Annotated in this window: 18 protein-coding genes; 7 read left to right on the forward strand and 11 right to left on the reverse strand. The window is 59.2% G+C overall.

Annotated elements, in window-relative coordinates:
* Positions 1-23 precede the first annotated feature (23 nt).
* The 6 genes from J3D54_RS13645 to yaaA all read right to left on the reverse strand — a co-directional run bounded on the left by J3D54_RS13645 (position 24) and on the right by yaaA (position 8865).
* Positions 24-1511 carry an alginate export family protein gene (locus J3D54_RS13645; RefSeq protein WP_253418930.1) on the reverse strand — a complete coding sequence of 496 codons (1488 nt, stop codon included), beginning with the start codon at positions 1509-1511 and terminating at the stop codon, positions 24-26.
* Complete coding sequence (gene algK, locus J3D54_RS13650) at positions 1508-3028, reverse strand: alginate biosynthesis TPR repeat lipoprotein AlgK (RefSeq protein ID WP_253418932.1); 1521 nt, start codon at positions 3026-3028, stop codon at positions 1508-1510. Before algK ends, J3D54_RS13645 begins: the two co-directional genes overlap by 4 nt.
* Positions 3029-3043: 15 nt before the next feature.
* Positions 3044-4213, reverse strand: coding sequence for an alginate biosynthesis protein Alg44 (locus J3D54_RS13655; protein ID WP_253418934.1), 1170 nt, complete (start codon positions 4211-4213; stop codon positions 3044-3046).
* Positions 4214-4248: 35 nt separating this feature from the next.
* The gene (alg8, locus tag J3D54_RS13660; protein WP_253426613.1) at positions 4249-5733 is read right to left on the reverse strand and encodes a mannuronan synthase; all 1485 of its coding nucleotides are present in this window, start codon (positions 5731-5733) and stop codon (positions 4249-4251) included.
* Positions 5734-5933: 200 nt separating this feature from the next.
* Positions 5934-7250, reverse strand: a complete 1317-nt coding sequence (locus J3D54_RS13665) for a nucleotide sugar dehydrogenase (RefSeq protein ID WP_253418936.1) — start codon at positions 7248-7250, stop codon at positions 5934-5936.
* Between the two features lie 835 nt (positions 7251-8085).
* Complete coding sequence (gene yaaA / locus J3D54_RS13670) at positions 8086-8865, reverse strand: peroxide stress protein YaaA (protein ID WP_007936296.1); 780 nt, start codon at positions 8863-8865, stop codon at positions 8086-8088.
* Positions 8866-9174: 309 nt separating this feature from the next.
* On the opposite strand from yaaA, the gene J3D54_RS13675 reads away from it, so the two are divergent.
* The 6 genes from J3D54_RS13675 (at position 9175) to J3D54_RS13700 (ending at position 14443) form a co-directional block, all read left to right on the forward strand.
* Positions 9175-10299 carry a polysaccharide deacetylase family protein gene (locus J3D54_RS13675; protein WP_253418939.1) on the forward strand — a complete coding sequence of 375 codons (1125 nt, stop codon included), beginning with the start codon at positions 9175-9177 and terminating at the stop codon, positions 10297-10299.
* 335 nt (positions 10300-10634) lie between these two features.
* Positions 10635-12026, forward strand: coding sequence for a PhoH family protein (locus J3D54_RS13680; RefSeq protein ID WP_253418941.1), 1392 nt, complete (start codon positions 10635-10637; stop codon positions 12024-12026).
* Between the two features lie 232 nt (positions 12027-12258).
* Complete coding sequence (gene moaC / locus J3D54_RS13685; protein ID WP_253418943.1) at positions 12259-12732, forward strand: cyclic pyranopterin monophosphate synthase MoaC; 474 nt, start codon at positions 12259-12261, stop codon at positions 12730-12732.
* Entirely contained in the window at positions 12729-12971 is a 243-nt protein-coding gene (moaD, locus tag J3D54_RS13690; protein WP_253418945.1) for a molybdopterin converting factor subunit 1, read from the forward strand. The genes moaC and moaD overlap by 4 nt, the downstream gene beginning before the upstream one ends.
* A 3-nt stretch (positions 12972-12974) precedes the next feature.
* Positions 12975-13427 (forward strand): molybdopterin synthase catalytic subunit MoaE, encoded by a 453-nt coding sequence (gene moaE, locus J3D54_RS13695; RefSeq protein WP_018927117.1) that lies wholly within the window; start codon positions 12975-12977, stop codon positions 13425-13427.
* A gap of 239 nt (positions 13428-13666) precedes the next feature.
* Positions 13667-14443: an ABC transporter substrate-binding protein gene (locus J3D54_RS13700; RefSeq protein WP_253418948.1), complete on the forward strand. Its 777-nt coding sequence runs from the start codon at positions 13667-13669 to the stop codon at positions 14441-14443.
* 138 nt (positions 14444-14581) lie between these two features.
* Here J3D54_RS13700 and J3D54_RS13705 read toward each other — a convergent pair whose 3' ends face one another.
* The 5 genes from J3D54_RS13705 to J3D54_RS13725 all read right to left on the reverse strand — a co-directional run bounded on the left by J3D54_RS13705 (position 14582) and on the right by J3D54_RS13725 (position 19912).
* Positions 14582-15223 carry a transcriptional regulator gene (locus J3D54_RS13705; protein ID WP_253418951.1) on the reverse strand — a complete coding sequence of 214 codons (642 nt, stop codon included), beginning with the start codon at positions 15221-15223 and terminating at the stop codon, positions 14582-14584.
* 96 nt (positions 15224-15319) lie between these two features.
* A complete protein-coding gene (locus J3D54_RS13710) occupies positions 15320-16447 on the reverse strand; it encodes an FAD-binding oxidoreductase (protein WP_253418954.1) in 1128 nt (375 codons plus the stop codon).
* A 147-nt stretch (positions 16448-16594) separates the two neighbouring features.
* On the reverse strand, positions 16595-17542 hold the full coding sequence (locus tag J3D54_RS13715; protein WP_253418957.1) for an ornithine cyclodeaminase family protein: 948 nt from the start codon (positions 17540-17542) through the stop codon (positions 16595-16597).
* Positions 17543-17682: 140 nt separating this feature from the next.
* Positions 17683-19170 (reverse strand): ATP-dependent RNA helicase RhlB, encoded by a 1488-nt coding sequence (gene rhlB, locus J3D54_RS13720; RefSeq protein WP_253418960.1) that lies wholly within the window; start codon positions 19168-19170, stop codon positions 17683-17685.
* A gap of 85 nt (positions 19171-19255) precedes the next feature.
* On the reverse strand, positions 19256-19912 hold the full coding sequence (locus J3D54_RS13725; RefSeq protein WP_253418963.1) for an alpha/beta hydrolase: 657 nt from the start codon (positions 19910-19912) through the stop codon (positions 19256-19258).
* Positions 19913-20381: 469 nt separating this feature from the next.
* Here J3D54_RS13725 and J3D54_RS13730 point away from each other — a divergent pair, with 469 nt between their 5' ends.
* The gene (locus J3D54_RS13730; protein WP_253418966.1) at positions 20382-21413 is read left to right on the forward strand and encodes an amino acid ABC transporter substrate-binding protein; all 1032 of its coding nucleotides are present in this window, start codon (positions 20382-20384) and stop codon (positions 21411-21413) included.
* Positions 21414-21433: the final 20 nt, after the last annotated feature.

Here is a 21433-nt window from a genome sequence, read left to right on the forward strand (position 1 = left end):
GGGCACTCCCTTCGCGGTTTGCATCAGAAGCGCCAGATCACGTCGATAAACGCACGGTGCATGTACGAGTCGACTTCTTTGCCATAGGCATCGCCGGGCTTGAACACTCCACCACGGAACCGCACCAGGGCCGAAGGCTCATCGATCGACTGGCTCAACGCCGCTGGCAACAGGCCTTGCTTGAAGTACTTGGTGACCACCAGGTCCATTTCCTGACCGAGGTCCTTGTTGCCATCTTCCAGCGGCAGGGAGGTGCTGGAGAGGATTGCCCCGGTCGCGTCGTCGGTGTTGTTTTCAACGGCGTTGATGCCGTTGTTGCCCACCGGCTTGTTGCCGTCCACACGCCAGAACTTGTGGTAGATCAGGCTGGCGTCGTATTCGTCGTTGAGCATCCAGGAGCCGAACAGCGTGGCGGTTTGCATGTTGTTCATTTCGCCACGGAAGGCTTCGCCGAAACGGTGGACCCGCGAGCGGGTACCGGTGTAGTTCGAACGGTTGCTTTCCAGGCCGTTCTGTTCGTACTCGGCGCTGGCGCGGGCATAGGCTGCGCCGACTTGCCACTGCGGATCGAGGCGCAGACGAACACCTACGTCGGTAGCCCAGCCGTTCAGGTCTTCACCGCGCTTGGCTTCTGCCGGGCGAGTGCCGTCGGCATTCAGCGGGTTGACCGTGTCACGGTCGCCGTTCATGCCGGTGATGCTGCCCCAGTAATTGACGGTGTTGGTGTTGCGCCAGTTGTAGGCATCGCTGTCGGCGGTGAGGCCGAGCCAACTGATGTCGCCGTTCTGTTTCTTGTCCAGGGTATCGCCGGCCACGCCTGGCTCCGGATAGTCGAGCTTGCCGTTATCGTGGGTGTGATGGCCGCGAATGCCGACCCAGTTACCCGGCGTCCACTGATACGCCGCATCGGCGTAGGCGTGCAGGCGATCCTTGTCTTTGGGGGACAGTTCTTTCAGGTCGGTGCGGTATTCGCTGAAGCGTTCGGCGACCCCGACGTTGGCGCGCAACAGGGTGGTGTCGAAGGTCCAGTTCAGGGCTTCGATATTGGTGTCGCGCCATTGGCCATCGTCGTTGCGCAGGCGTTGGCGACCGAACTTGAGGAGCTCGCCAGGGTAGGGCGTGAGGCCGCTGTAGCCGACCCAGAACTCGCGCATCGCCAGGTAGTTTTTCCTGGTCTTGCGATCACCGCTGTCGGTGGTCTGGGTGCCGCTGTTGTCGGACTGTTGCAGGGTGTCGGTTTCGATGATGTCGGTAGACGTCACAGCCTGACCCATGGCGTAGGCGCTCCACGCGCCGCTTTCGCCATAGACCCATGGGCGCAGGTCGAGGCCGACGCCGTTAACGTCGCCGCCACCGGCGGTGCCCAGGTCACTGTCGTTTTCGGACTGGCCGGTAACTTTGACTTCGAGACCGAAGTTCTTGTCTTCGCTCAGGGCCGCCAGGGTCGGGCACGACCACAGCAGGGCGAATGTCAGGCCAATACCGGCCTGCACGAATGGATTGAGTTTCATAGGGATTCCTCGCCGTCTTCTTCTTGCAGGGCGTGCAGTTCCAGCGTGTCCGGACTCACGGTGCTACGAATGGCTTGCTCTTGTTTGAGCAGGCGTTGGGCCTCGGCCAGCCGGTCAGGCGGCAGTTGCGCTTCGAGTGTTTGCGCAAGCTCAGTGGCTTGCGGAGTGTCTTGAGCCTTGGCCAATTGGCTGAAGACGTAAGCGTTGACCGGGTCGGGCCGGGTGCCCTTGCCTTGGGAGAACAGTTGGGCGATGGCGAAATCGGCGCTGTTCTGGCCGTTGCGCGCAGCGGTCAGCAGGTGATCCAGGGCTTTCTGCGGATAGACCTTGCCCAGGTAACCGCGACGGTAAATCTGGCCGAGGTAGTAATCGGCGGCGACTTCCCTGCCGACGGCTTTCTGGAAGTGCTCTTCGGCGACCTTGGCGTCGGCCGGCACCATTTTGCCTTCGTAGTAGAGCTTGCCCAGCAACAGTTCGGCACGCGGCTGATCGGCGGCGCGGCCGTTGTCCAGGTACTTCATCATCGTGTCGACGTCGCCCAGTTCAGGGAAGTCGTAGAGCAATTGCGCCAGGCTGACCCAGGACGCCGGGTAGCCAGGGGCGATGCCTTCGAGCAGCGACTGAGCGGTTTTTTCGTCGGTCTTGCCCAGGCTCGCATCGCCCAGCACGCGGGCCACGCTGTCGACCCGTTGCGCGGAGACGGTGCCACGACTGTGAGCAGCCTGCATCTGCTTGATCAGCTCGGTCTGTTGTTCGGGCTGGCCACGTTTCTGATAGACCGTGGCCAGTTCGACGTAGCAGATGTCGGTGGTGTTCAACCCCGCTTTGCAGATCTTTTCCACGTCATTCAGGTGCTGGTCGTAAGTGCCCTGGGTGCGATAGAGCAGCACCTGGGCCAGACCCGCTTCCGGTTTGCCTTCGGCGCGCCATTGAGTGATCTGCTGCTGTGCATTGACGTTGGGGAAACTGTGCGGGAATTGCAGGTACAGCATCGCCAGCGGGATCAGGGTGTTGCCTTCACCATTGGTTGCGGCTTTCTTCAACAGCGCTTCGGCTTCGTGGTGTTCAGCTTCAGTGGCACCGGGTTTGGCCACGAGCAGGCGACCCAGGCGAGCCTGAGCCCGCGGCGAGACGCTGGCCGCGGCGCGGTAAGTCGCCTCGGCCTTTTTGATCTGCGCGGGATCGCGGCTGTCGACCTGAATGTCGGCCAGCCCAACCTGGGCTTCGCTGTAACCCAGGTCGGCCAGTTGCTGGTAGTTCTGCGCCGCCACCGTGGTGTCGCCGCGCTTGAGGGCTTCATTGGCCAGACGCTGGTCGGGCAGACCGGCGCAACCGGCCAGGCTCACGGCCAATGCCAGTGAACACACCACATAACCACTGTGGGAGCGGTGGTGCGGCATTCCGACTTGCCCTCGATTCAGGCCGCTCGGTGTTTCAGAAAGACCGCGTTGATCCAATCGCGGGCAAGCCCGCTCCCACAGGATTCGCGGTGTTTTCAGGAGACTGATGATCGTCACGGGCATGTCCTCTGCTTAAAGACCGGCGGCCATGGCTTTGTTGATCAGCCAGTTCAGGTTCGGGCCACGGGTGCTGCTCACTTCCGCAGGGCGGCCGGCGAGGGAGCTGTCCAACGGTTCGTCAGGCTTGATCTGCACGCGAATGTCGGATGACAGGTCTTCGCTTTTCAGGCTGGTGCTGCTGACGATCTTGCCGGTACGGGTCTGGTCTTCGCCGGCGATCTGGAAGCTGACCGTGGTGCCTGGGCGCACATCGCCGAACTGGCGATAGGAGAAGCGGGCTTCAACGTTGGCTTCGGTATTGCGCGGCACCAGCTGGAAGATCACGTCGCCCTTGCTGGCGTACTGACCGTTAGCCACCAGTTGCTGCGCCACGGTGCAATCGCATGGCGAGGTCAGGGTGCCGGTCATTTGCTTGCCGAACAGTTCTTCAACCTTGGACGGTTGCAGTTGGTCTTCGTCCAGATGGCCTTTGAGTACGTCGAGCATGCTGGTGCTGAAGGTCGCCAGCGGGGCGCCTTTGGCGGCAACGCCGTCAGCCTTGATCAGACTCTGCACGGTGCCATCGCGCGGCATGGTGATGTTCATGCCTTGCACGCTGACCAAGCCAGCCTGGGCGTGGCTGACGAAGTACATGCCGTACACCGATTTGAAGATGAAACCGAACGCCACCAGGCCGACCACGAAGATACCGGCGCTGAAGGTCACCGCTTTCAGACGGCCGAGTGCGGTCATGCCATGACCGCCGTCCTTGACCTTGCGCGCCTTGGTGAAGTTGTCGCGTTGCAGGGTTGCGAGCATTTCACCCACGCTGACGATATCACCGGCCAGGTGCGAGGTGATCAGGTGGCGCAGGGTGGAAATGTCTCGGGGCTCCAGGTTCTGGAACTGGCACCCTACGCGGCCGGTCTGGCGGTCGACGGAGCGGATCTGCAATTCCACGTCCATGGCCAGGCCGAGGTTGTCGATGACGAATTGCAGGCGGGCCTTGTGCACATCACCGACCTTCAGCGGCAGCTGACCGGCGTTGAACGCCAGGCCGCCTGCGGAAAGGTCGATGACGCGGGCTTCGACCGGGGTCCGGTCAGGGCCGAAGAAACGCAGCTTGGCCGGGATTTTTACCCGGGCGTGTTGGCGCTGGGCTTCGGATTCATGCACTACGTTGGAGTTGACGGCGGTATTCATATGGGCGATTTCCTAGTTAATTCAGGCGAGTTCGGTCAGACCATCATCAGCAGCACGGCGACAAAAATGCTGCCGGCGGAGAAGGTCATGGTCCGAGACGACCAGGTGTTGAACCAACGTTGAAAGCTGGCGAGATCACGGGTCAATTTGGTGTCCTGGCGGGTCCAGGATTGTTGGTCCAGGCGGAAGAACACGTAGATCTTCACCAGCGCACCGACGATCTGGTTGTAATAAAGAATCATCGGGTAAGCCGGGCCGATCCGGTGACCGGAGCAGGACAGCAGCACGGTCAGGATCAAGCGGGTGATGCCGATCCACAGCAGGTACACCAGGATGAACGCGGTGCCGTATTTGAACGTGGCGATGAGTGCCACGGTCAGGCCCAGCAAGGACGTCCACATCGATACACGCTGGTCGAACAACACCACCGAAGTGAACAGGCCGAGGCGTTTCATCCCCAGGCCCAAGGCGCGGGAGTTCTGTCGCAGGTTGTTGCCGTACCAGCGGAACATCAGTTTGCGACTGGCCTTGATGAAGCTCTTTTCCGGTGGGTGTTCCACGGTATGGATCGCGGCGTCAGGCACGTAGAACGTGTCGTAGCCCAGACGCATCAAGCTGAACCAGCTGGACTTGTCGTCGCCGGTCAGGAACTTGAAGCGGCCCAGGCGCCAGTGTTGCAGTGAGTCGCTTTCCACGTCGGCGATGAAGTCCGGGTCGGTCACCACAGTGGCGCGGAACACCGACATCCGGCCGGTCATGGTTAATACACGTTTGGACAGGGCCATGGAGCACATGTTGATGTGACGCTGGGCGAATCGCAGTTTGTGCCATTCGCTCATGATGTAGCCGCCGCGCACTTCGCAGAACTCGTTGGTGGTCAGGCCGCCGACATTGCCGAACAGCTGGAACCACGGCACGGTCTTGAGCACGACGCCTTCGGCCAGCACGGTGTCGCCATCGATCACTGCAACCACGGCGCGGTCGTCCGGCAGGTGGCGGGAGATGGCGCGGAAACCATAGGCCAGGCCATCGCGCTTGCCAGTGCCGGGAATGCGCACGAAGTCGAGCTTGACCCGTGTCGGCGGGTTCATGCGTTTCCAGAGGCTCTTGACCAGCAGCTCATCGGACATTTCGACGATGGAGCACACCACGGTAGTCGGCAGGCCGCAGTCGATGGCCTCGCGGATCACCGAGCTGTAGACCTGAGCAGTGGTCAGCGCATCGATACGGAAGCTGGTGACCATCAGAAACACGTGGGACGGGTTCGCCTCTTTGCCCAGCTTGCGCACTTTGCGCCGCAGGTGCGGGTAGACCACGTACAGAAACAGCATGCCGCGCAAAAAGTGCGTGGCACCCATCGAGTAGCGCCAGATACCGACGATACCGATCAGGAAGATGAAGTCCTTCGACTCGGAGTCGAACGTGGACGGAGGCAACGCCATGGCGATGCCCATTAATAAACTTAGGTAAAACAGCCAACCGGCGGCCTGAAGTAGGCCGTGCTTTAGCCTGTGCATAATCTGCATCCGTCTCGATCTCGGGCGAGCCTGTGGGGTGGCCCGATGGGGTTAAGGCAGGCCTGTGAAAACTGACGTCACCCACTCTGGATGACGCCAGAAATCCTGGTAGGAGCTGCCGCTGGCTGCGATCTTTTGGCGTCAGTGAGATCGCTGAAAATCAAAAGATTGCAGGCTTCGCCAGCACCTACACAGATGCAGCGTTACCAGCAGATGCCTTCAGTCCGGCCACTCACACTGGTGGTTTTGGACATGAAGCCGACCAGGTCGACCACTTGCTTGCCGTGCGGTGCTTCCAGTGCCAGGGCGCGGAATTTCTCGTCACGGTTGCCGAGGATGATCACGTCGGAGTTGTTGATCACGTCCTCGAAGTTCGAGTTGAGCAAGGACGAGACGTGAGGGATCTTCGACTCGATGTAATCCTTGTTCGCACCGTGGACACGGGCGTACTCGACGTTGCTGTCGTAGATGCTCAGGTCGTAGCCCTTGCCGATCAGCATTTCCGCCAGGTCGACCAGCGGGCTTTCGCGCAGGTCGTCGGTGCCGGCCTTGAAGCTCAGGCCCAGCAGGGCGACTTTGCGCTTGTCGTGGCTGGAGACGATGTCGAACGCGTTCTGCACTTGGGACTCGTTACTGCGCATCAGCGAGTTGAGCAGCGGTGCATCCACGTCCAGGGAACTGGCGCGGTAGGTCAGGGCGCGGACGTCTTTCGGCAGGCAGGAGCCGCCAAATGCGAAGCCAGGACGCATGTAGTATTGGGACAGGTTCAGCGTCTTGTCCTGGCAGACCACTTCCATCACTTCACGACCATCGACGCCGACAGCCTTGGCGATGTTGCCGATCTCGTTGGCAAAGGTCACTTTGGTGGCGTGCCACACGTTGCAGGTGTACTTGATCATCTCGGCAACGGCGATGTCCTTGCGGATGATCGGCGCATCGAGTTCTTCGTACAGCGATTGCAGAACGTCGCCCGAAGCCTTGTCGAACTCGCCGATGACGGTCATTGGCGGCTGGTCGTAGTCGGCGATCGCGGTGCTTTCACGCAGGAACTCAGGGTTCACGGCAACGCCGAAGTCGACGCCTGCTTTCTTGCCGGAGCAGTCTTCGAGAATCGGGATGACCACGTTTGCCACGGTGCCCGGCAACACGGTGCTGCGCACGACGATGGTGTGGCGGGTGGTTTTGTCACGCAGAACAAAACCGATTTCGCGGCACACGGCCTCGATGTAGTTCAGTTCCAGGTCGCCGTTCTTTTTGCTCGGCGTGCCGACGCAGATCATCGACAGGTCGGTGTCGCGAATCGCTTCGGCGAAGTTGGTCGTACCGCGCAGACGGCCAGTCTCGATGCCCTGTTTCAGAAGTTCGCCCAGACCGGGTTCAACGATCGGCGAACGACCGGCGTTGATCATATCGATCTTGTCTTTGGCAACATCGACGCCAACGACGTCATGGCCCCGTGCAGACAGGCAACCGGCACAAACTGCACCGACGTAACCCAAACCAAATATGCTGATGCGCATCGCATTTACCTCTCAGTTAATCAAGACTGTGTTCAACAAGCCATTACATGGCCGGAGTTAATGGTGTTCAGCGGTCATAGTGCACTCGCAAGTGCGGCCTTAAAGGCGTCACAATGCCGGGTGCAGGCATACTAAGTTCCGAGTGTCTAAATAAGTGCACTCAAGATGTGCGCAACCAGGCCTTATTGTTATGACGTGCCCTGTTATGCAGCCGACCCTCTAATCAGAGGACGTTCGTGCAAAGGTCTTGCGCGCTCAATGCCAGGTCAGAAGCCCGTAAATCAAGCGGTTGGGTGCTCGGGTGAGCACGTTTATAGGGGCGCAGCCGTGGCCTTGTAGGGGATACTAATGGTGCGTTATCTCCTGTCCTTCATGTGTTGCTCAAACAAGTGATCCATAAGTTCAAGTTGATGTGACAACTTCGCTATCGGGATCTCTTCTCTGTGTAAGTTATCTCGTACGTTCGCCGAGAGAATAGTTACGGGTGGTATGAGCGGCGCATTTGGACATAGTTCCTGTCCACCCATCGCGATTTCTGAAATTTCTTGAAATATTGAAAAAGATGGCACTGCTCTCATATTGATAGCACGTGCCTTTTCGCCCTTTATATATAGGGTGATTGTTACCTTGGGTACTTTTTTGCCACTACTCATAAAAATTTTCAGTGCCACTACTGAAAAAAATCAGCAAAGTCGAGTGAAACAAAAGTTAGAAAATGGAGTGATTGTTTTTTGGCGCCAATAAGTCGGCGAAAAAGGCGAGGATTGTTCGAGGATCGAAGGGATGGCGCACGACGAAGTTGTCCATGTCGTGCGCTGATTGAGTGCGGGTCTGGTTACTCCGGTGCGTGATCGCGCAGGAACACCAGATTGTCCGGTTTAGACTGCTCGCTGCTGTAGCGATAACCCTGAACATCGAACTGCTTGAGGGCGGCCGGGTCATTGATGCGTTCTTCGATGACGAAGCGGCTCATCATCCCGCGGGCCTTTTTCGCGTAGAAGCTGATGATTTTGTACTGGCCGTTCTTCAAGTCCTTGAATTCGGTATTGATGATGCGCGCGTTCAAGGCACTGCGTTTGACCGCCGAGAAGTACTCATTGGAGGCCAGGTTCAGCAGCACGTCATCGCCTTGATCGGCCAGCGCTTCGTTCAGCCATTCGCTGATCCGCGTGCCCCAGAAGGCATACAGGTCCTTGCCGCGGGCATTGGCCAGTTTGGTGCCCATCTCCAGCCGATAGGGCTGCATCAGGTCCAGAGGGCGCAGCAGGCCGTACAGGCCGGAGAGCATGCGCAAGTGCTGCTGGGCATAATCGAAGTCGGCTTCGCTGAAGGTTTGTGCATTCAGGCCGGTGTACACGTCGCCCTTGAACGCCAGCAAGGCCTGCTTGGCGTTGGCCGGGGTGAAGGCCGGGGTCCAGCTGCCAAAACGTGCGGCATTGAGGCCGCCAATTTTGTCGGAGACGTGCATCAGCTCGCTGATCTGCGCCGGCGTCAGGTCGCGCAGTTGCAGGATCAGTTCCTGAGAGTGGTCGAGGTATTGCGGCTGAGTGAAGCGCTGGGTCGCCGGCGGTGTTTCGTAATCGAGGGTCTTGGCGGGGGAAATCACCATCAGCATGAAGTCGGCTCCTTTAATCGTGGGGGCGATTCTAGGGGGTTGTCTGTGTTGACTCCAGCTATGGGTGTCATAGGTGATCGGTGGTGAGCTTGGTCCTGATGGCGGGAGGAGAACCTGTGGCGAGGGGGCTTGCCCCCGTTCGACCGCGAAGCGGTCGCAAAACGGCTGCATGCGTTTTACCTGTAGGAACGGGGACGCAGTTTTTGGGGCTGCTTCGCAACCCGACGGGGGCAAGCCCCCTCGCCACAGGGGTTCGATGAGCCGCGATCGGCTATAGTGCCGCGCGGGTTTTGTTATGGAGACATCCCATTGCGTATTGTTTTTCTATTCTTCGCCTCGCTGTTGAGCTTCGCTGCCCAAGCGGCGCCAGGCGATGTGGCGACGCTGGATCGCAGCACCTGGCCTGAGCAGCTCAGCAACCCGACCGTGTTCGACGTTGCCTCCCGGGCCGAAATCCTTATGTTCGCCCGCGTCCTGTTGGCCAGCGAATCGCTGGATGAAGCAGGCCTGGCTCAACGCCTGGGCCTGCGCACTGTCAATCTGGAGTCGGTCAACCAGCTGCGTCAGCGCATGTGGCAGCGTTTGCTGAGCAACTACAACTTCGCCCAGCAGAGTTGCGATCAGGATGCCTCTTTCTGTTTCCTGGTCGAGGACATGGACACCCTGCGCGAGCAAGCGGCCAAGTTTCAGATCAGCGACGACAGCTACTACATCAAGTGGGCCGAGCCGAGCCGGTTGTTCCACGCCCAGTACCTTGATGAGCAATTGCGCAAGGCCGCGCTGTTCCCGCAGACCAGCAGCGAAGTCGATCGTTTTGGCGACTACGAGCGCAATGGCGATGCCATGAATGACCGTCTGTTCCTGCTGACCTTCGACAGCGCCGCCAATGCCGCGCCAGATAACACTGCCTGGGTTACCGAGTACCTGCGCAAATCGAACATGAGCGCTACGTTCTTCGTCCTCGGCAAGGACATTCAGGCCCGCCTGGCTGAACGTTCGGTGACCAGCCTGCAAGGGACCTATTCGCAGCAATGCGTTGGCGTGCAGGGGTGGGAGTTCCGTTCCCACAGCCACTGGCAAGACTGGCAGGACTCGGTGCGGCGCAGCGCCGAGCTGGTCAAAGGCAAGTTGCCGGAGAACTACGTACCGCTGTTTCGTCCGCCCGATGGCCAGCGTCGGTCCGATGCTGAAGGCTTCTTCAGGTCTCAGGGTTTGCAGGTGGCATTGTGGGACATCGATGCCCAGGACGGCGCCGGCAAGCTCAAGGGTAACCAGAGTGCGCAACGGGTGCTGACCCTGATGCTGCTGTGGCGACACGGGGTGATCAACTTCAATGTGAAGCAGGATGCACTGAAAACCGCGATGCCTTGGCTCATCACGCGAACGGCGCCAAGCGGGATCGGTTGGGAAAACTGTCAGGACGCGTTTCGCTGAAACGGGAAAAGCCCGTAAACATTGGGCCAGAGGCGTTTCTGGAAGAGATTTCGATGCAGGCGGACTTCCGACTTTAGCGGGGTGCTGGCAGTCCGCCAAGTGCTATTGGTCATTCTGAAAAATAAACTTCAAAAAAACGTCAAAGTGCTTTTTTCTGTCATGTGTTTTGGAGTATTACGAAGACAGACCGCCGAAACCTGCAACACAGGTGGCGTCTTCCAAGACTCCGTTTGGGTTGCAATCACTTGAGTCTGAGCAGGTGATTTCGGTGGCCACTTCGAGGCGCAGCACTGTCATGGTATTGCGTCGACTGGCTCCCACAAAGGTGACCGAGTATGGATGATCACGGACGTAGCCCTTCCAACCAGCCAATCCTTTATGTACTCGATACCAACGTATTGATTCACGATCCAAACGCCCTGCTTAACTTCGAAGAACACCACGTCGCGATCCCGATGACCGTGCTTGAAGAGCTGGACAAGCTCAAGAGCGGGCCTCACAGCGTTGCAGCGGAATGCCGTCAGGCCATTCGGCTGATCGACAAGACCCTGGGCGATGCCAGCCCCGAAGACGTCGAACTCGGCGTTCCCATCCAGCGAGGCAAGAGTGGGCCGAAGGGCTTGCTGTCAATTCTGATGAGCAAGCGTGCCGAGCCGAACATCATTCTGCCCGAGCACCTGAACGACAACATCATCATCAACCAGCTGATCGACCTGCGCGCGCGTGATGCAAAACTGCCCGTGGTGCTGGTCACAAAAGACATCAACATGCGCCTCAAGGCCCGGGCTTGTGGGATCGCGGCCGAGGACTACAGCACCGACCAACTGGTCGACGACGTTTCGTTGCTGCCCAACGGTTATCACAACATGACTGGCTCCTTCTGGGACCGGGTGAGCAAAGTCGAAACCCGGCAGGATCATGGCCGCACCTGGCATCAGGTGCAGCTGATCGACAACCTGCCTGCCGTGCATGTCAACGAGTTCATCATCGACGAACAGGGCTTCGTCGGCTGGATCAAGGAAATCCAGGTCGACAAGTTGCTGATCCTCGATCTGCATCAGGAGCCTCTGTTGCACCAGGAAGCCTGGGGCCTGAAACCGCGTGACATCTATCAAAGCCTGGCGCTGTACGCCTTGCTCGATCCGGACATTCATCTGGTCAACCTGTCCGGCGCGGCCGGTTCCGGTAAAACCATCCTGGCCCTGGCGGCGGCCATCGAGCAGACCATGGTCAGCAAACGCTACCGGCGCATCATTGCCACCCGCAGCGTGCAGGGGCTCGACCAGGAAATCGGTTTCCTGCCCGGCACCGAAGCGGAAAAGATGGAGCCTTGGCTGGGCGCCATCACCGATAACCTCGAAGCCTTGCACATGGATGACGAGAACACCCATGGCAGCGTCGACTACATCCTCAGCAAAGTGCCGTTGCAGTTCAAATCCCTCAACTACATTCGAGGCCGCAGCTTCCAGCAGAGTCTGATTTTGATCGATGAATGCCAGAACCTCACGCCGCACCAGATGAAAACCATCATCACCCGTGCCGGCGCCGGTTCCAAAGTGGTGTGCCTGGGCAACCTGGCGCAGATCGACACCCCTTACCTGTCCGCGACCAGCTCCGGGCTGACGTACCTGACCGAGCGCTTCAAAGACTTCCCCAACGGTGTACACATCACCCTGCAAGGGGTGCCACGTTCGATTCTGGCCGAATACGCCGAATCGCATCTGTAACCCTCACCAGAACCGGGCGGCCCGAAGCCGCCCGGTTTTTTTATGCCCGAAAAAATAACCTTGTGGGAGCGGGCTTGCCCGCGATGGCATCACCGCGGTGTACCTGTTTAACCGCAGCGTCTGCATCGCGGGCAAGCCACGCTCCCACAGGGTTCAATGTGATCGGATAATCGTGCGTGCGGAAAATTGACCCGCAGGTTTACAATCGATGCTCCTGATCAGGAGTAACGCTGTGCTGACTCATCTCGATTCCCAAGGTCGCGCCAATATGGTCGACGTCACCGAAAAAGCCGTGACGTTCCGCGAAGCGACGGCCCAAGCGCTGGTGCGCATGCTGCCCGAAACCCTGCAGTTGATCGTCAGCGGCGGTCATCCCAAGGGTGATGTGTTCGCCGTGGCGCGGATCGCCGGCATCCAGGCGGCGAAGAAAACCAGCGATCTGATTCCCCTGTGCCATCCGTTGATGCTCACCGGCGTCAAGGTCGAACTCAGTGCCGAAGGCGACGACACCGTGCGCATCGTGGCGCGCTGCAAGTTGTCCGGGCAGACCGGCGTCGAGATGGAAGCGCTGACCGCCGCCAGTGTCGCGGCGTTGACCATCTATGACATGTGCAAGGCCGTGGATCGTGGCATGACCATCGAGGGCGTGCGGCTGCTGGAAAAACTCGGCGGCAAGAGCGGCCATTTCCTGGCGGAGCAGCCATGAACGTGACCGTGAAGTTTTTTGCCCGTTACCGTGAAGCGCTCGGCGTGGACTCGGTGAAGGTTGAAGGTGATTTCGCCACGGTCGACGATGTGCGTGCGCTGCTGGCCCAACGTGAAGGCGCCGAGGTGTTGAGCGAGCAGAACCTGATGTGCGCCCGCAACGAAGACCTCTGCCAGCTCGACGAGCCGGTCAGCGATGGCGATGAAGTGGCTTTCTTTCCGACCGTAACCGGAGGCTGAGCCATGGCGATTCGTGTGCAGCCCACGCCGTTTGACCCGGGCGCTGAAGTCAACGCCATGCACGCGGCGAACGTGGGCGTCGGTGCGGTGGTGAGTTTTGTCGGCTACGTACGCGACTTCAACGACGGCCTCGACGTCGCCGGAATGTTTCTGGAGCACTACCCGGGCATGACCGAAAAAGCCCTGGGCAAGATTGCCGCGGAGGCCGAGCAGCGCTGGCCGCTGTTGAAGCTGGAAGTGCTGCATCGCATCGGCGCGCTGGAGCCGGGCGAGCCGATCGTCTTCGTCGGTGCCGCCAGCGCTCACCGCCAGGCGGCCTTCGATGCCTGCGCCTTTGTCATGGACTACCTGAAAACCCGCGCGCCGTTCTGGAAAAAGGAAAATACCAGTGATGGGGCACGCTGGGTTGAAGGGCGTGACAGCGATCATGCGGCGGCGGATCGCTGGAAGCAGTAATTCCTCTAGTGCTTTCGAATACCCCTTCGCGGTCCGACTTGCCCGCGAAGAGGCCTTCTGCATCACCCAAAACCCCACTGATTCACCTCCCGACCAGAGGCGCGGTAGATCTGCAGGCGCCTGATTGACGGCTTATACATAAAAGTCCAGTATGGATTTATAAGTACAAAAAAGGCGGTCCCTGTATCAGTTTTTTCTTCTGTCTTGCCAAACCAACAACAACCCGCGAGAGAACGAACATGAAGAAATTCCCCCTCATCACCGGTCTGGCCCTGAGCCTGTTGGCGTGCAGTAGCGTGTTCGCTGCCGAGAAAAGCCTGCGCATCGGTATTGAAGCGGCCTATCCGCCGTTCGCGTCCAAAACCGACAAGGGTGAAATTGTCGGTTTCGACTACGACATCGGCAACGCCCTGTGCGCGCAGATGAAGGTCAAGTGTGTGTGGGTCGAAGGCGAATTCGACGGTCTGATTCCTTCCCTTAAAGTGAAGAAAATCGACATGGCGCTGTCGTCCATGACCATCAATGAAGACCGTAAGAAGTCGGTGGATTTCACCCACAAGTACTACTTCACCTCATCGCGACTGGTGATGAAGGAAGGCGCGGCAGTCGATGACCAGTACGCCAGCCTCAAGGGCAAGACAATCGGCGTACAACGCGCAACCACTACCGACCGTTACGCCACCGAGGTTTTCGAACCCAAGGGCATCAACGTCAAGCGTTACGGCAACAACGAAGAAATCTACATGGACCTGGCTGCCGGTCGCCTCGATGCCATCTTTGCCGACACCATTCCATTGAATGATTTCCTGTCGATGCCGCGAGGCAAGGGTTACGCCTTTGTCGGGCCGGAACTCAAGGATCCGAAATACGTGGGTGAGGGCGCCGGGATTGCCGTGCGCAAGGGCAATACCGAGTTGGTCAGCGAACTGAACACAGCCATCGATGGCATTCGCGCCAGTGGCGAATATCAGAAAATTTCAGACAAGTACTTCAAGTCCGATATTTACGGCGATTGATTAACCGCCATCGCGGGCAAGCCCGCTCCCACAGGTTCAGTGGTGTACTCATGTTTTGTGCACGACACGGACACTGTGGGAGCGGGCTTGCCCCGGGCGGCGTTCCGACGATGAGGCCGGAACAGTCACTGCAAATCTCTAGCCTTTCAATTCCTTCAAATGCTTGTACACCGTCGCTCGCCCCATGTTCAGCACATTGGCCACATAGTTGGAGGCGCTTTTGCCTTTGAAGGCACCTTCGGCGTGCAGCGCCAGCACCAGTTCACGTTTGTGGTCGCGGGTCAGCACATTCAGGCTCAACTGACGCTCGCGCAGCCAAGCGTGCAGAAAAGTGTTGATCCGTTCCTGCCAGTCATCGCGAAACAGTGAGTCCGGTTGCGGAATCAGCTTGGTCGGCGACAGGAACAAATCCAGCGCCGCTTTCGCGTTCTCGAACAACGAGATATTCAGGTTGATGCACAGCACTGCCAGTGGTTGCCCTTCGCTGTCGCGCAACACGCTGCTGAGGCTGCGAATCTTCTGGCCGTCCCAGTTGAGCTTTTCGTACGGCCCGATGTTTCGTTCACTGACCTCTTCGCTGAGCATGTCCTCCAGCGATGAGTCGTCACCGATTTCCCGTTTGGACAGGTTGTTGGCGATGTAATCGACCTTTTGCGTGCGCAAGTCGTGCAGCACCACCTCGGCGTGAGGGAAGAACAACGTGGCGATGGCATCGGCAATCGCGCGGAAGTTGTCCATGGACGCATTGTTCAGGGCCGAGTTTTTTTCAGGTGCGTTCATACAGTGGAGCTCCAGGCAGCGTCAGCGCCCCGTTAAAAAAGGGGGCGCTGTGGAAGTTTGCCGCAATCGTGTGGGCGCGTCACCTGAGGATCAGGATCAACCCAGGCGGGCGGGGGAGAGCATTGCCGCATTCAGGCCGAAACGGGTGAGCTGCTCGGGCAAGTCTTCGCCACGCACCAGTGCAGCACTGGCCTGGCCCATGGCCGGTGACGTCTGGATGCCGTAGCCACCTTGTCCCGCCACCCAGAACAGGCCCGGTACGTGCTGATCGAACCCGGACAGCAAATCCCCGTCGTGTACGAAGCTGCGCAGGCCGGCCCAGGTGCGGATCGGGCGGCGAATGGTCAGGGTGGTGGCCTCTTCGATCTGGTAGATGCCCATGGCGATGTCCAGCTCTTCGGGCTGCACATCGTGCGGTTCCACCGGGTCGGCGTTGGCCGGAGAGCCGAGGAACATGCCGGCATCGGGTTTCATGTAGAAGGATTCATCGAGGCTGACCAGCATTGGCCAGTCATGGCTATCCAGGCCCTCGGGGCCGGCGAAGATAAAGGCTGCCCGGCGCTTGGGTTGCAGGCCCAGAGGCCGGGCGCCGGCCAGCTCGCCGACTTTGTCAGCCCAGGCGCCGGCGGCATTGATGATGATCGGGGCGCTGAAGGTCTGAGTGTTGGTTTGAACCTGCCACAGCCCTTCGGCATCCTGGGTCAGGTTCAGCACTTCGCTGTCGGTATGAACCTCGCCTTTATTGCGCCGGATACCGCGCAGATAGCCTTGATGCAGGGCATCGGTATCGATGTCGCTGGCGGTCGGGTCGTAGATCGCGCCCTGGACTTTTTCCCGACGCAGGATCGGCAGGCGCGCACAGGCTTCGTCGGCGCTGAGCAGTTGCATCTGGGGCACGGTGGCTTTGGCACTCAGGTATTGATTGTTCAGCTCGGCCGGATCGCCAGTGAAGTCGACGGTCATCTCTCCGCGCGGGGTCAGCAACGGGTGTTCGCAGAAACCGGGCGGCGGTGCATCGAAGAAGTCGCGGCTGGCCTGGGTCAACGCCCGAACCTGTGGCGTGCCGTAGGCGGCGCTGTACAGTGCCGCCGAGCGCCCGGTGGAGTGATAGGCCGGATGAGATTCGCGTTCGAGCACAATCACCCGCCCGTGCTGCGACAGCCAGAAACCGGTGGAAGCGCCGGCAATCCCGCCGCCGATAATGATGAAATCTGCCTGGCTCATGAACGTCTCCTGTGGGGCGCAAAATGCCGAAATTGTAGGGAACTCCTGTAGGCGCCAGGCTTGCCCGCGAAGGCGATGCATCAGCAGATATCAACTGAGACTGACACACCGTGCGGGCAAGCCTCGCTCCTGCCAGGGGGCGTGGTGTTAGTGCTGTAGGCGGTAAATGGCATTGGCCAGTGCGATGTCTTCCAGGCCCAGGCCGATGGAGCGGAAGAACACAGGTCGGTCGTAGTCCGGGCGCTGCACTTTTTCGCTGAGCAAGTCGGGCAGGTCGCCGACTATCGAGCGCTTGTCCCAGCCATGCTGTTCACCGGCGATCAGCATTTCGCCGGCCGAGCCCGGGGTGGTCTGACGATAGTCGCAGAATATCTGCATGTCATTGAGGCTCTGCGGCGGCACTTCATGGGCACGCGGAGCATTGGTGCTGATGGATGTGATCAGCGCCGGTTTGCTCAACATGGACGGGTCGATCACCGGGCCGGCGGACGAAGTGCAAAGCATGATCACGTCGGCGTCTTGAATCGCGGTTGCGCAACTGTCGGCGAGGGTCAGCCGAGGGTCGAGGCTTTTCAGTTGCGCCAGCGCTTCGGCGTTCTTGCCGCGCAGGCTCGGCGAATAGAGGCTGATGCTTTGCCAGTCTCGCAGATTCTTCACGTAGTGCAGGTGCGCCTGGGCCACTTTGCCGCTGCCGATGATCGCCAGGCGTTGGGCCTTCAGCGGAGCGAGGGCATCGACCGCCACTGCCGTTGTCGCTGCGGTGCGGGCCGTGGTCAGTTCACCGGCATCGCAGAGCAGCAATGGCTCGCCGCTCTGCATCGACATCAACAGCGTCCAGGCGGTCACCAATGGGCCTTGTTCGCGCACGATGTAGGGCGACGTCTTGACGCCATATACGCCGTCTTCGGCCAACACACCCAGATAATTGATGAAGTCCCCGGCACCTTTCGGGAACTCCACCAACTGCTGCGCCGGTTGCACGGCTTGCCCGGCGGCCAGGTCGCGGAACAGCTTGCGCAGGATCTGCGGTACGTCGATTTGCGCCAGCAGTTCGCGGGCCTGGGGTTGGGTGATCACGTAAGGCGTGCTGGGCATGGTTGGCTCCGGGCGCTGAAAGTAAACTAATTTGTCTATTATGGACTTTTAGTTGTTTCGAGCAAGCGCCTGTTGAAAAAAGCCGGACGAAAAAAAAGCGCAGTCCGTTTCCGGCTGCGCCTTTTATTCTGCGACCCGCGTTACGGGCGCTTGCGCTCAACCGCCCGCAGCAGATGCGTCGGCGGCGTTTCACAACTGATCTTGCGACCCAGCAGCGCCTCGATGGACGGTAGCTGGTAGGAGTCGTCTTCACCGGCAAAGCTGATGGACACACCATCGGCACCAGCACGACCGGTACGACCGATGCGGTGCACGTAGTCGTCCGGTACTTCCGGCAAGGTGAAGTTGATCACATGGCTGATGCCGTCGATGTGAATGCCGCGCCCGGCCACATCGGTGGCGACCAGCACGCGGATTTTGCCTTCGCGGAAACCTTCCAGGGTCTTGATGCGCTTGTGCTGCGGCACATCGCCAGACAGTTGCGCGGCGTTGACGCCATCGCGCACCAGGCGTTCTTCGATACGCCGCACTTCGTCCTTGCGGTTGGCGAAGACCATCACCCGTTCCCAGCCGTTATCGTTGACCAGGTTATAGAGCAGTTTGTATTTGTCGGCGCCGGCCACCGCGTAGATGTGTTGCTCGACGTTTTCGCTGGCCACGTTCTGTGCTTCGATCTCGACGATCGACGGGTCGGTGGTCCATTGCTTGGCCAGGTTCATTACGTCGTCGGTGAAGGTCGCGGAGAACAGCAGTGTCTGACGCTCGTTCTTCGGTGGCGTCTGGCGAATGATCTGACGCACTTGCGGGATGAAACCCATGTCGAGCATCCGGTCGGCTTCGTCCAGCACCATGACTTCGACCATGTCCAGGTGCACGTCGCCGCGCTGGTTGAAGTCGAGCAAGCGGCCCGGAGTGGCCACGAGGATGTCGCAGTGACGGGCTTCGAGGTGCTTGAGTTGTTTGTCGAAGTCCATGCCGCCGACAAACGTCATGACGTTAAGGCCGGTGTACTTGGTCAGGTCGGCCGCGTCCTTGGCGATCTGCACCACCAGTTCCCGGGTCGGGGCGATGATCAGTGCCCGTGGCTCACCCATGTAGCGTTCTTTGGGCGGCGGGGTTTGCAGCAGCTGAGTGATGATTGAAATCAGGAACGCGGCGGTTTTGCCGGTACCGGTCTGGGCGCGACCGATGGCGTCTTTGCCCGCGAGGGTGAAGCCCAGCACTTGCGCCTGGATCGGTGTGCAATAAGGAAAGCCCAGGTCCTGAATCGCGTGCATCAGCTCGGGGGCGAGTTTGAAATCGTGGAAGCGGGTTTTGCCTTCCTGAGGTTCGACGACGAAGTCTTCGAGCTTCCAGGGAATGACCGGTGCCTTTGGCTTCGGTTCGCGGCGTGGTTTTGCCGGTTTCGGGGCTTCGCTGCGCGGCTGTTCAGAGGCAATGGCCGGGGCAGGTGGGGCGGTCGGTGTGGTCACCGGCTCGTGTTTCGGTGCCGCTACGGTTGCGGTCCGGCCAGGCTGATTACCGTCGGTACGGTGGCTGGGGGTATGAGAAGGAGCGCTGGAGCCTGGCGCGAGCTGCTCAGCCTCGCTTTTACCGAACATTTTCTTGAGTGCTTTGAGCACGGTCATCTCATCAATTGGTTAAGGAATGTACGCCGGCCAGTGTAATGCAAGAATCGGGCGCGGCGTAGTGCGATGGATCAAAGGGTGGCTTTTAGCGCAAGCGCTCGGTGAGCCAGACGCCGATGTCGCGAATTTCTTCGGGTAACACTTCGTGGCCCATTGGGTATTCCTGCCATGCCACGGTGACACCATGCAGCTTTAAATACTCATAGGCGGTCCGGCCCATGGAGTTTTGCACGACGTCATCATACTGACCATGCAGCGACAACACCGGAATGCGCTGCTGGCTGGCGGAAAGCTCCAGTTCATCGCTGAAAGTCGGGGCATAAGTCGAGAGTGCAAGTACGCCGCCCAGCGGCCCCTGCCATTTCAGAAAGGCCGTGTGCAATACCACGGCGCCGCCCTGGGAAAAACCGGCGAGAAAGATCCGCGAGGCGTCTATTCCGCTGGCCTTCTGCACTTCAATCAAATCAACGACCCGTTGCGCGGACTCCTCCAATTGCTCGCGGCTGATGGCGCGTGCCGGGCTCATGGCCAATATGTCGTACCAGCTTGGCATCTCGTAGCCACCATTAATGGTGACAGCGCGAGTTGGGGCCTGGGGCAAAACGAAACGGGTGGTGAGCAGGTTTTCCTGTAGCGCTTCGGCTACCGGCAAAAAATCGTAGCGGTCGGCACCCAGCCCGTGAAGCCAGATTACGCAGGCGTCTGCGGGCTTGACGGGTTGAAGAATCAGGGGCTCGGTCATGTCTGCTCCATTGTTGTGCGTGCGCTCTCATTAAGTGCGAGGTTCGAGTGCGCAATGGGTTGATCAGTTAAGAAGATGTCGCACGGTTGCAAGTTTTGCTATTGACCTCGCGCTGAATCGCTTTAGCGAGCGGTCTGGTACGGGCTTTGCTATGGGGAAACCTGTGCAACCAATCTCGTGCCTGGCGGTAACACTATCAGTGTATGGCTAGTGATGGGATAGCAAAGAATCCGGTGATGGATGTTCGCCAGTGGCCGCTACGGGCTTCGCGAACGTGAAAGGGCTACAGCCCGTTCGGCCGATTGGTGAGAAGTGAGTTATCCATGATGTGGATTTTCTCCTACTAGACTCATAGCGACGGTCCTTACGTCGGTTGACCCTAAAAAAAGCCAACACGGGTCAGCAACGCCTCAAAAGGGTGCGACAGGGCTCAAGCTCCGACACAACAAGAGCAAAACTGGAGGTTTGAATGAAGATGTTGAAATCCACCCTGGCCGTCGTGACTGCAGCCGCAGTGCTCGGTGTCAGTGGGTTCGCTCAGGCGGGTGCAACCCTGGATGCAGTGCAGAAGAAAGGTTTTGTACAGTGCGGTGTGAGCGACGGTTTGCCGGGATTCTCGGTTCCGGACTCTACCGGCAAGATCGTTGGCATCGATGCTGACTTCTGCCGCGCTGTAGCTGCTGCAGTGTTTGGTGATGCGACCAAGGTCAAATTCAGCCAGTTGAATGCCAAAGAGCGTTTCACTGCTCTGCAATCCGGCGAAATCGACATGCTGTCGCGTAACTCCACCATGACCAGTTCCCGTGACGCGGGCATGGGCCTGAAGTTTCCTGGCTTCATCACCTATTACGACGGCGTAGGCTTCCTGGCCAACAGCAAGCTGGGCGTGAAAAGTGCCAAGGAACTGGATGGCGCGACCATCTGTATTCAAGCCGGTACCACCACCGAGCTGAACGTGTCCGACTACTTCCGCGCCAACGGCCTGAAGTACACCCCGATCACCTTCGACACCTCCGATGAAAGCGCCAAGTCGCTGGAGTCCGGTCGTTGCGACGTGCTGACCTCCGACAAGTCCCAGTTGTATGCACAGCGCAGCAAACTGGCCTCGCCGAAAGATTACGTCGTTCTGCCTGAAACCATCTCCAAAGAGCCTTTGGGGCCGGTCGTACGTAACGGCGACGATGAGTGGCTGGCAATCGTTCGTTGGGTTGGCTACGCGATGCTCAACGCCGAAGAGGCCGGTATTTCTTCGAAAAACGTCGAGGCAGAAGCCAAGTCGACCAAGAATCCGGACGTTGCTCGTCTGCTGGGCGGCGACGGTGAGTACGGCAAGGATCTGAAGCTGCCGAAAGACTGGGTGGTAAAAATCGTCAAGCAAGTTGGTAACTACGGTGAAGTCTTCGAGAGAAACCTCGGCAAGGGCACTCCGCTGGAAATCGACCGTGGCTTGAACGCCCTGTGGACCAACGGCGGCATTCAATACGCACCACCAGTGCGCTGATGGTTCTATCACCCGGTGGG

It is taken from the genome of Pseudomonas sp. GGS8 (genome assembly GCF_024168645.1).
Classification (GTDB): domain Bacteria; phylum Pseudomonadota; class Gammaproteobacteria; order Pseudomonadales; family Pseudomonadaceae; genus Aquipseudomonas.

Bases quoted from the DNA above. Each gene is read 5' to 3' on its own strand.
- moaD (WP_253418945.1), top strand. From the start codon at position 12,729: ATGAACGTGACCGTGAAGTTTTTTGCCCGTTACCGTGAAGCGCTCGGC.
- J3D54_RS13645 (WP_253418930.1), bottom strand. From the start codon at position 1,511: ATGAAACTCAATCCATTCGTGCAGGCCGGTATTGGCCTGACATTCGCC.
- yaaA (WP_007936296.1), bottom strand. From the start codon at position 8,865: ATGCTGATGGTGATTTCCCCCGCCAAGACCCTCGATTACGAAACACCG.
- J3D54_RS13705 (WP_253418951.1), bottom strand. From the start codon at position 15,223: ATGAACGCACCTGAAAAAAACTCGGCCCTGAACAATGCGTCCATGGAC.
- J3D54_RS13715 (WP_253418957.1), bottom strand. From the start codon at position 17,542: ATGCCCAGCACGCCTTACGTGATCACCCAACCCCAGGCCCGCGAACTG.
- J3D54_RS13680 (WP_253418941.1), top strand. From the start codon at position 10,635: ATGGATGATCACGGACGTAGCCCTTCCAACCAGCCAATCCTTTATGTA.
- J3D54_RS13710 (WP_253418954.1), bottom strand. From the start codon at position 16,447: ATGAGCCAGGCAGATTTCATCATTATCGGCGGCGGGATTGCCGGCGCT.
- J3D54_RS13665 (WP_253418936.1), bottom strand. From the start codon at position 7,250: ATGCGCATCAGCATATTTGGTTTGGGTTACGTCGGTGCAGTTTGTGCC.
- J3D54_RS13655 (WP_253418934.1), bottom strand. From the start codon at position 4,213: ATGAATACCGCCGTCAACTCCAACGTAGTGCATGAATCCGAAGCCCAG.
- J3D54_RS13725 (WP_253418963.1), bottom strand. From the start codon at position 19,912: ATGACCGAGCCCCTGATTCTTCAACCCGTCAAGCCCGCAGACGCCTGC.
- J3D54_RS13730 (WP_253418966.1), top strand. From the start codon at position 20,382: ATGAAGATGTTGAAATCCACCCTGGCCGTCGTGACTGCAGCCGCAGTG.
- rhlB (WP_253418960.1), bottom strand. From the start codon at position 19,170: ATGACCGTGCTCAAAGCACTCAAGAAAATGTTCGGTAAAAGCGAGGCT.
- moaE (WP_018927117.1), top strand. From the start codon at position 12,975: ATGGCGATTCGTGTGCAGCCCACGCCGTTTGACCCGGGCGCTGAAGTC.
- J3D54_RS13700 (WP_253418948.1), top strand. From the start codon at position 13,667: ATGAAGAAATTCCCCCTCATCACCGGTCTGGCCCTGAGCCTGTTGGCG.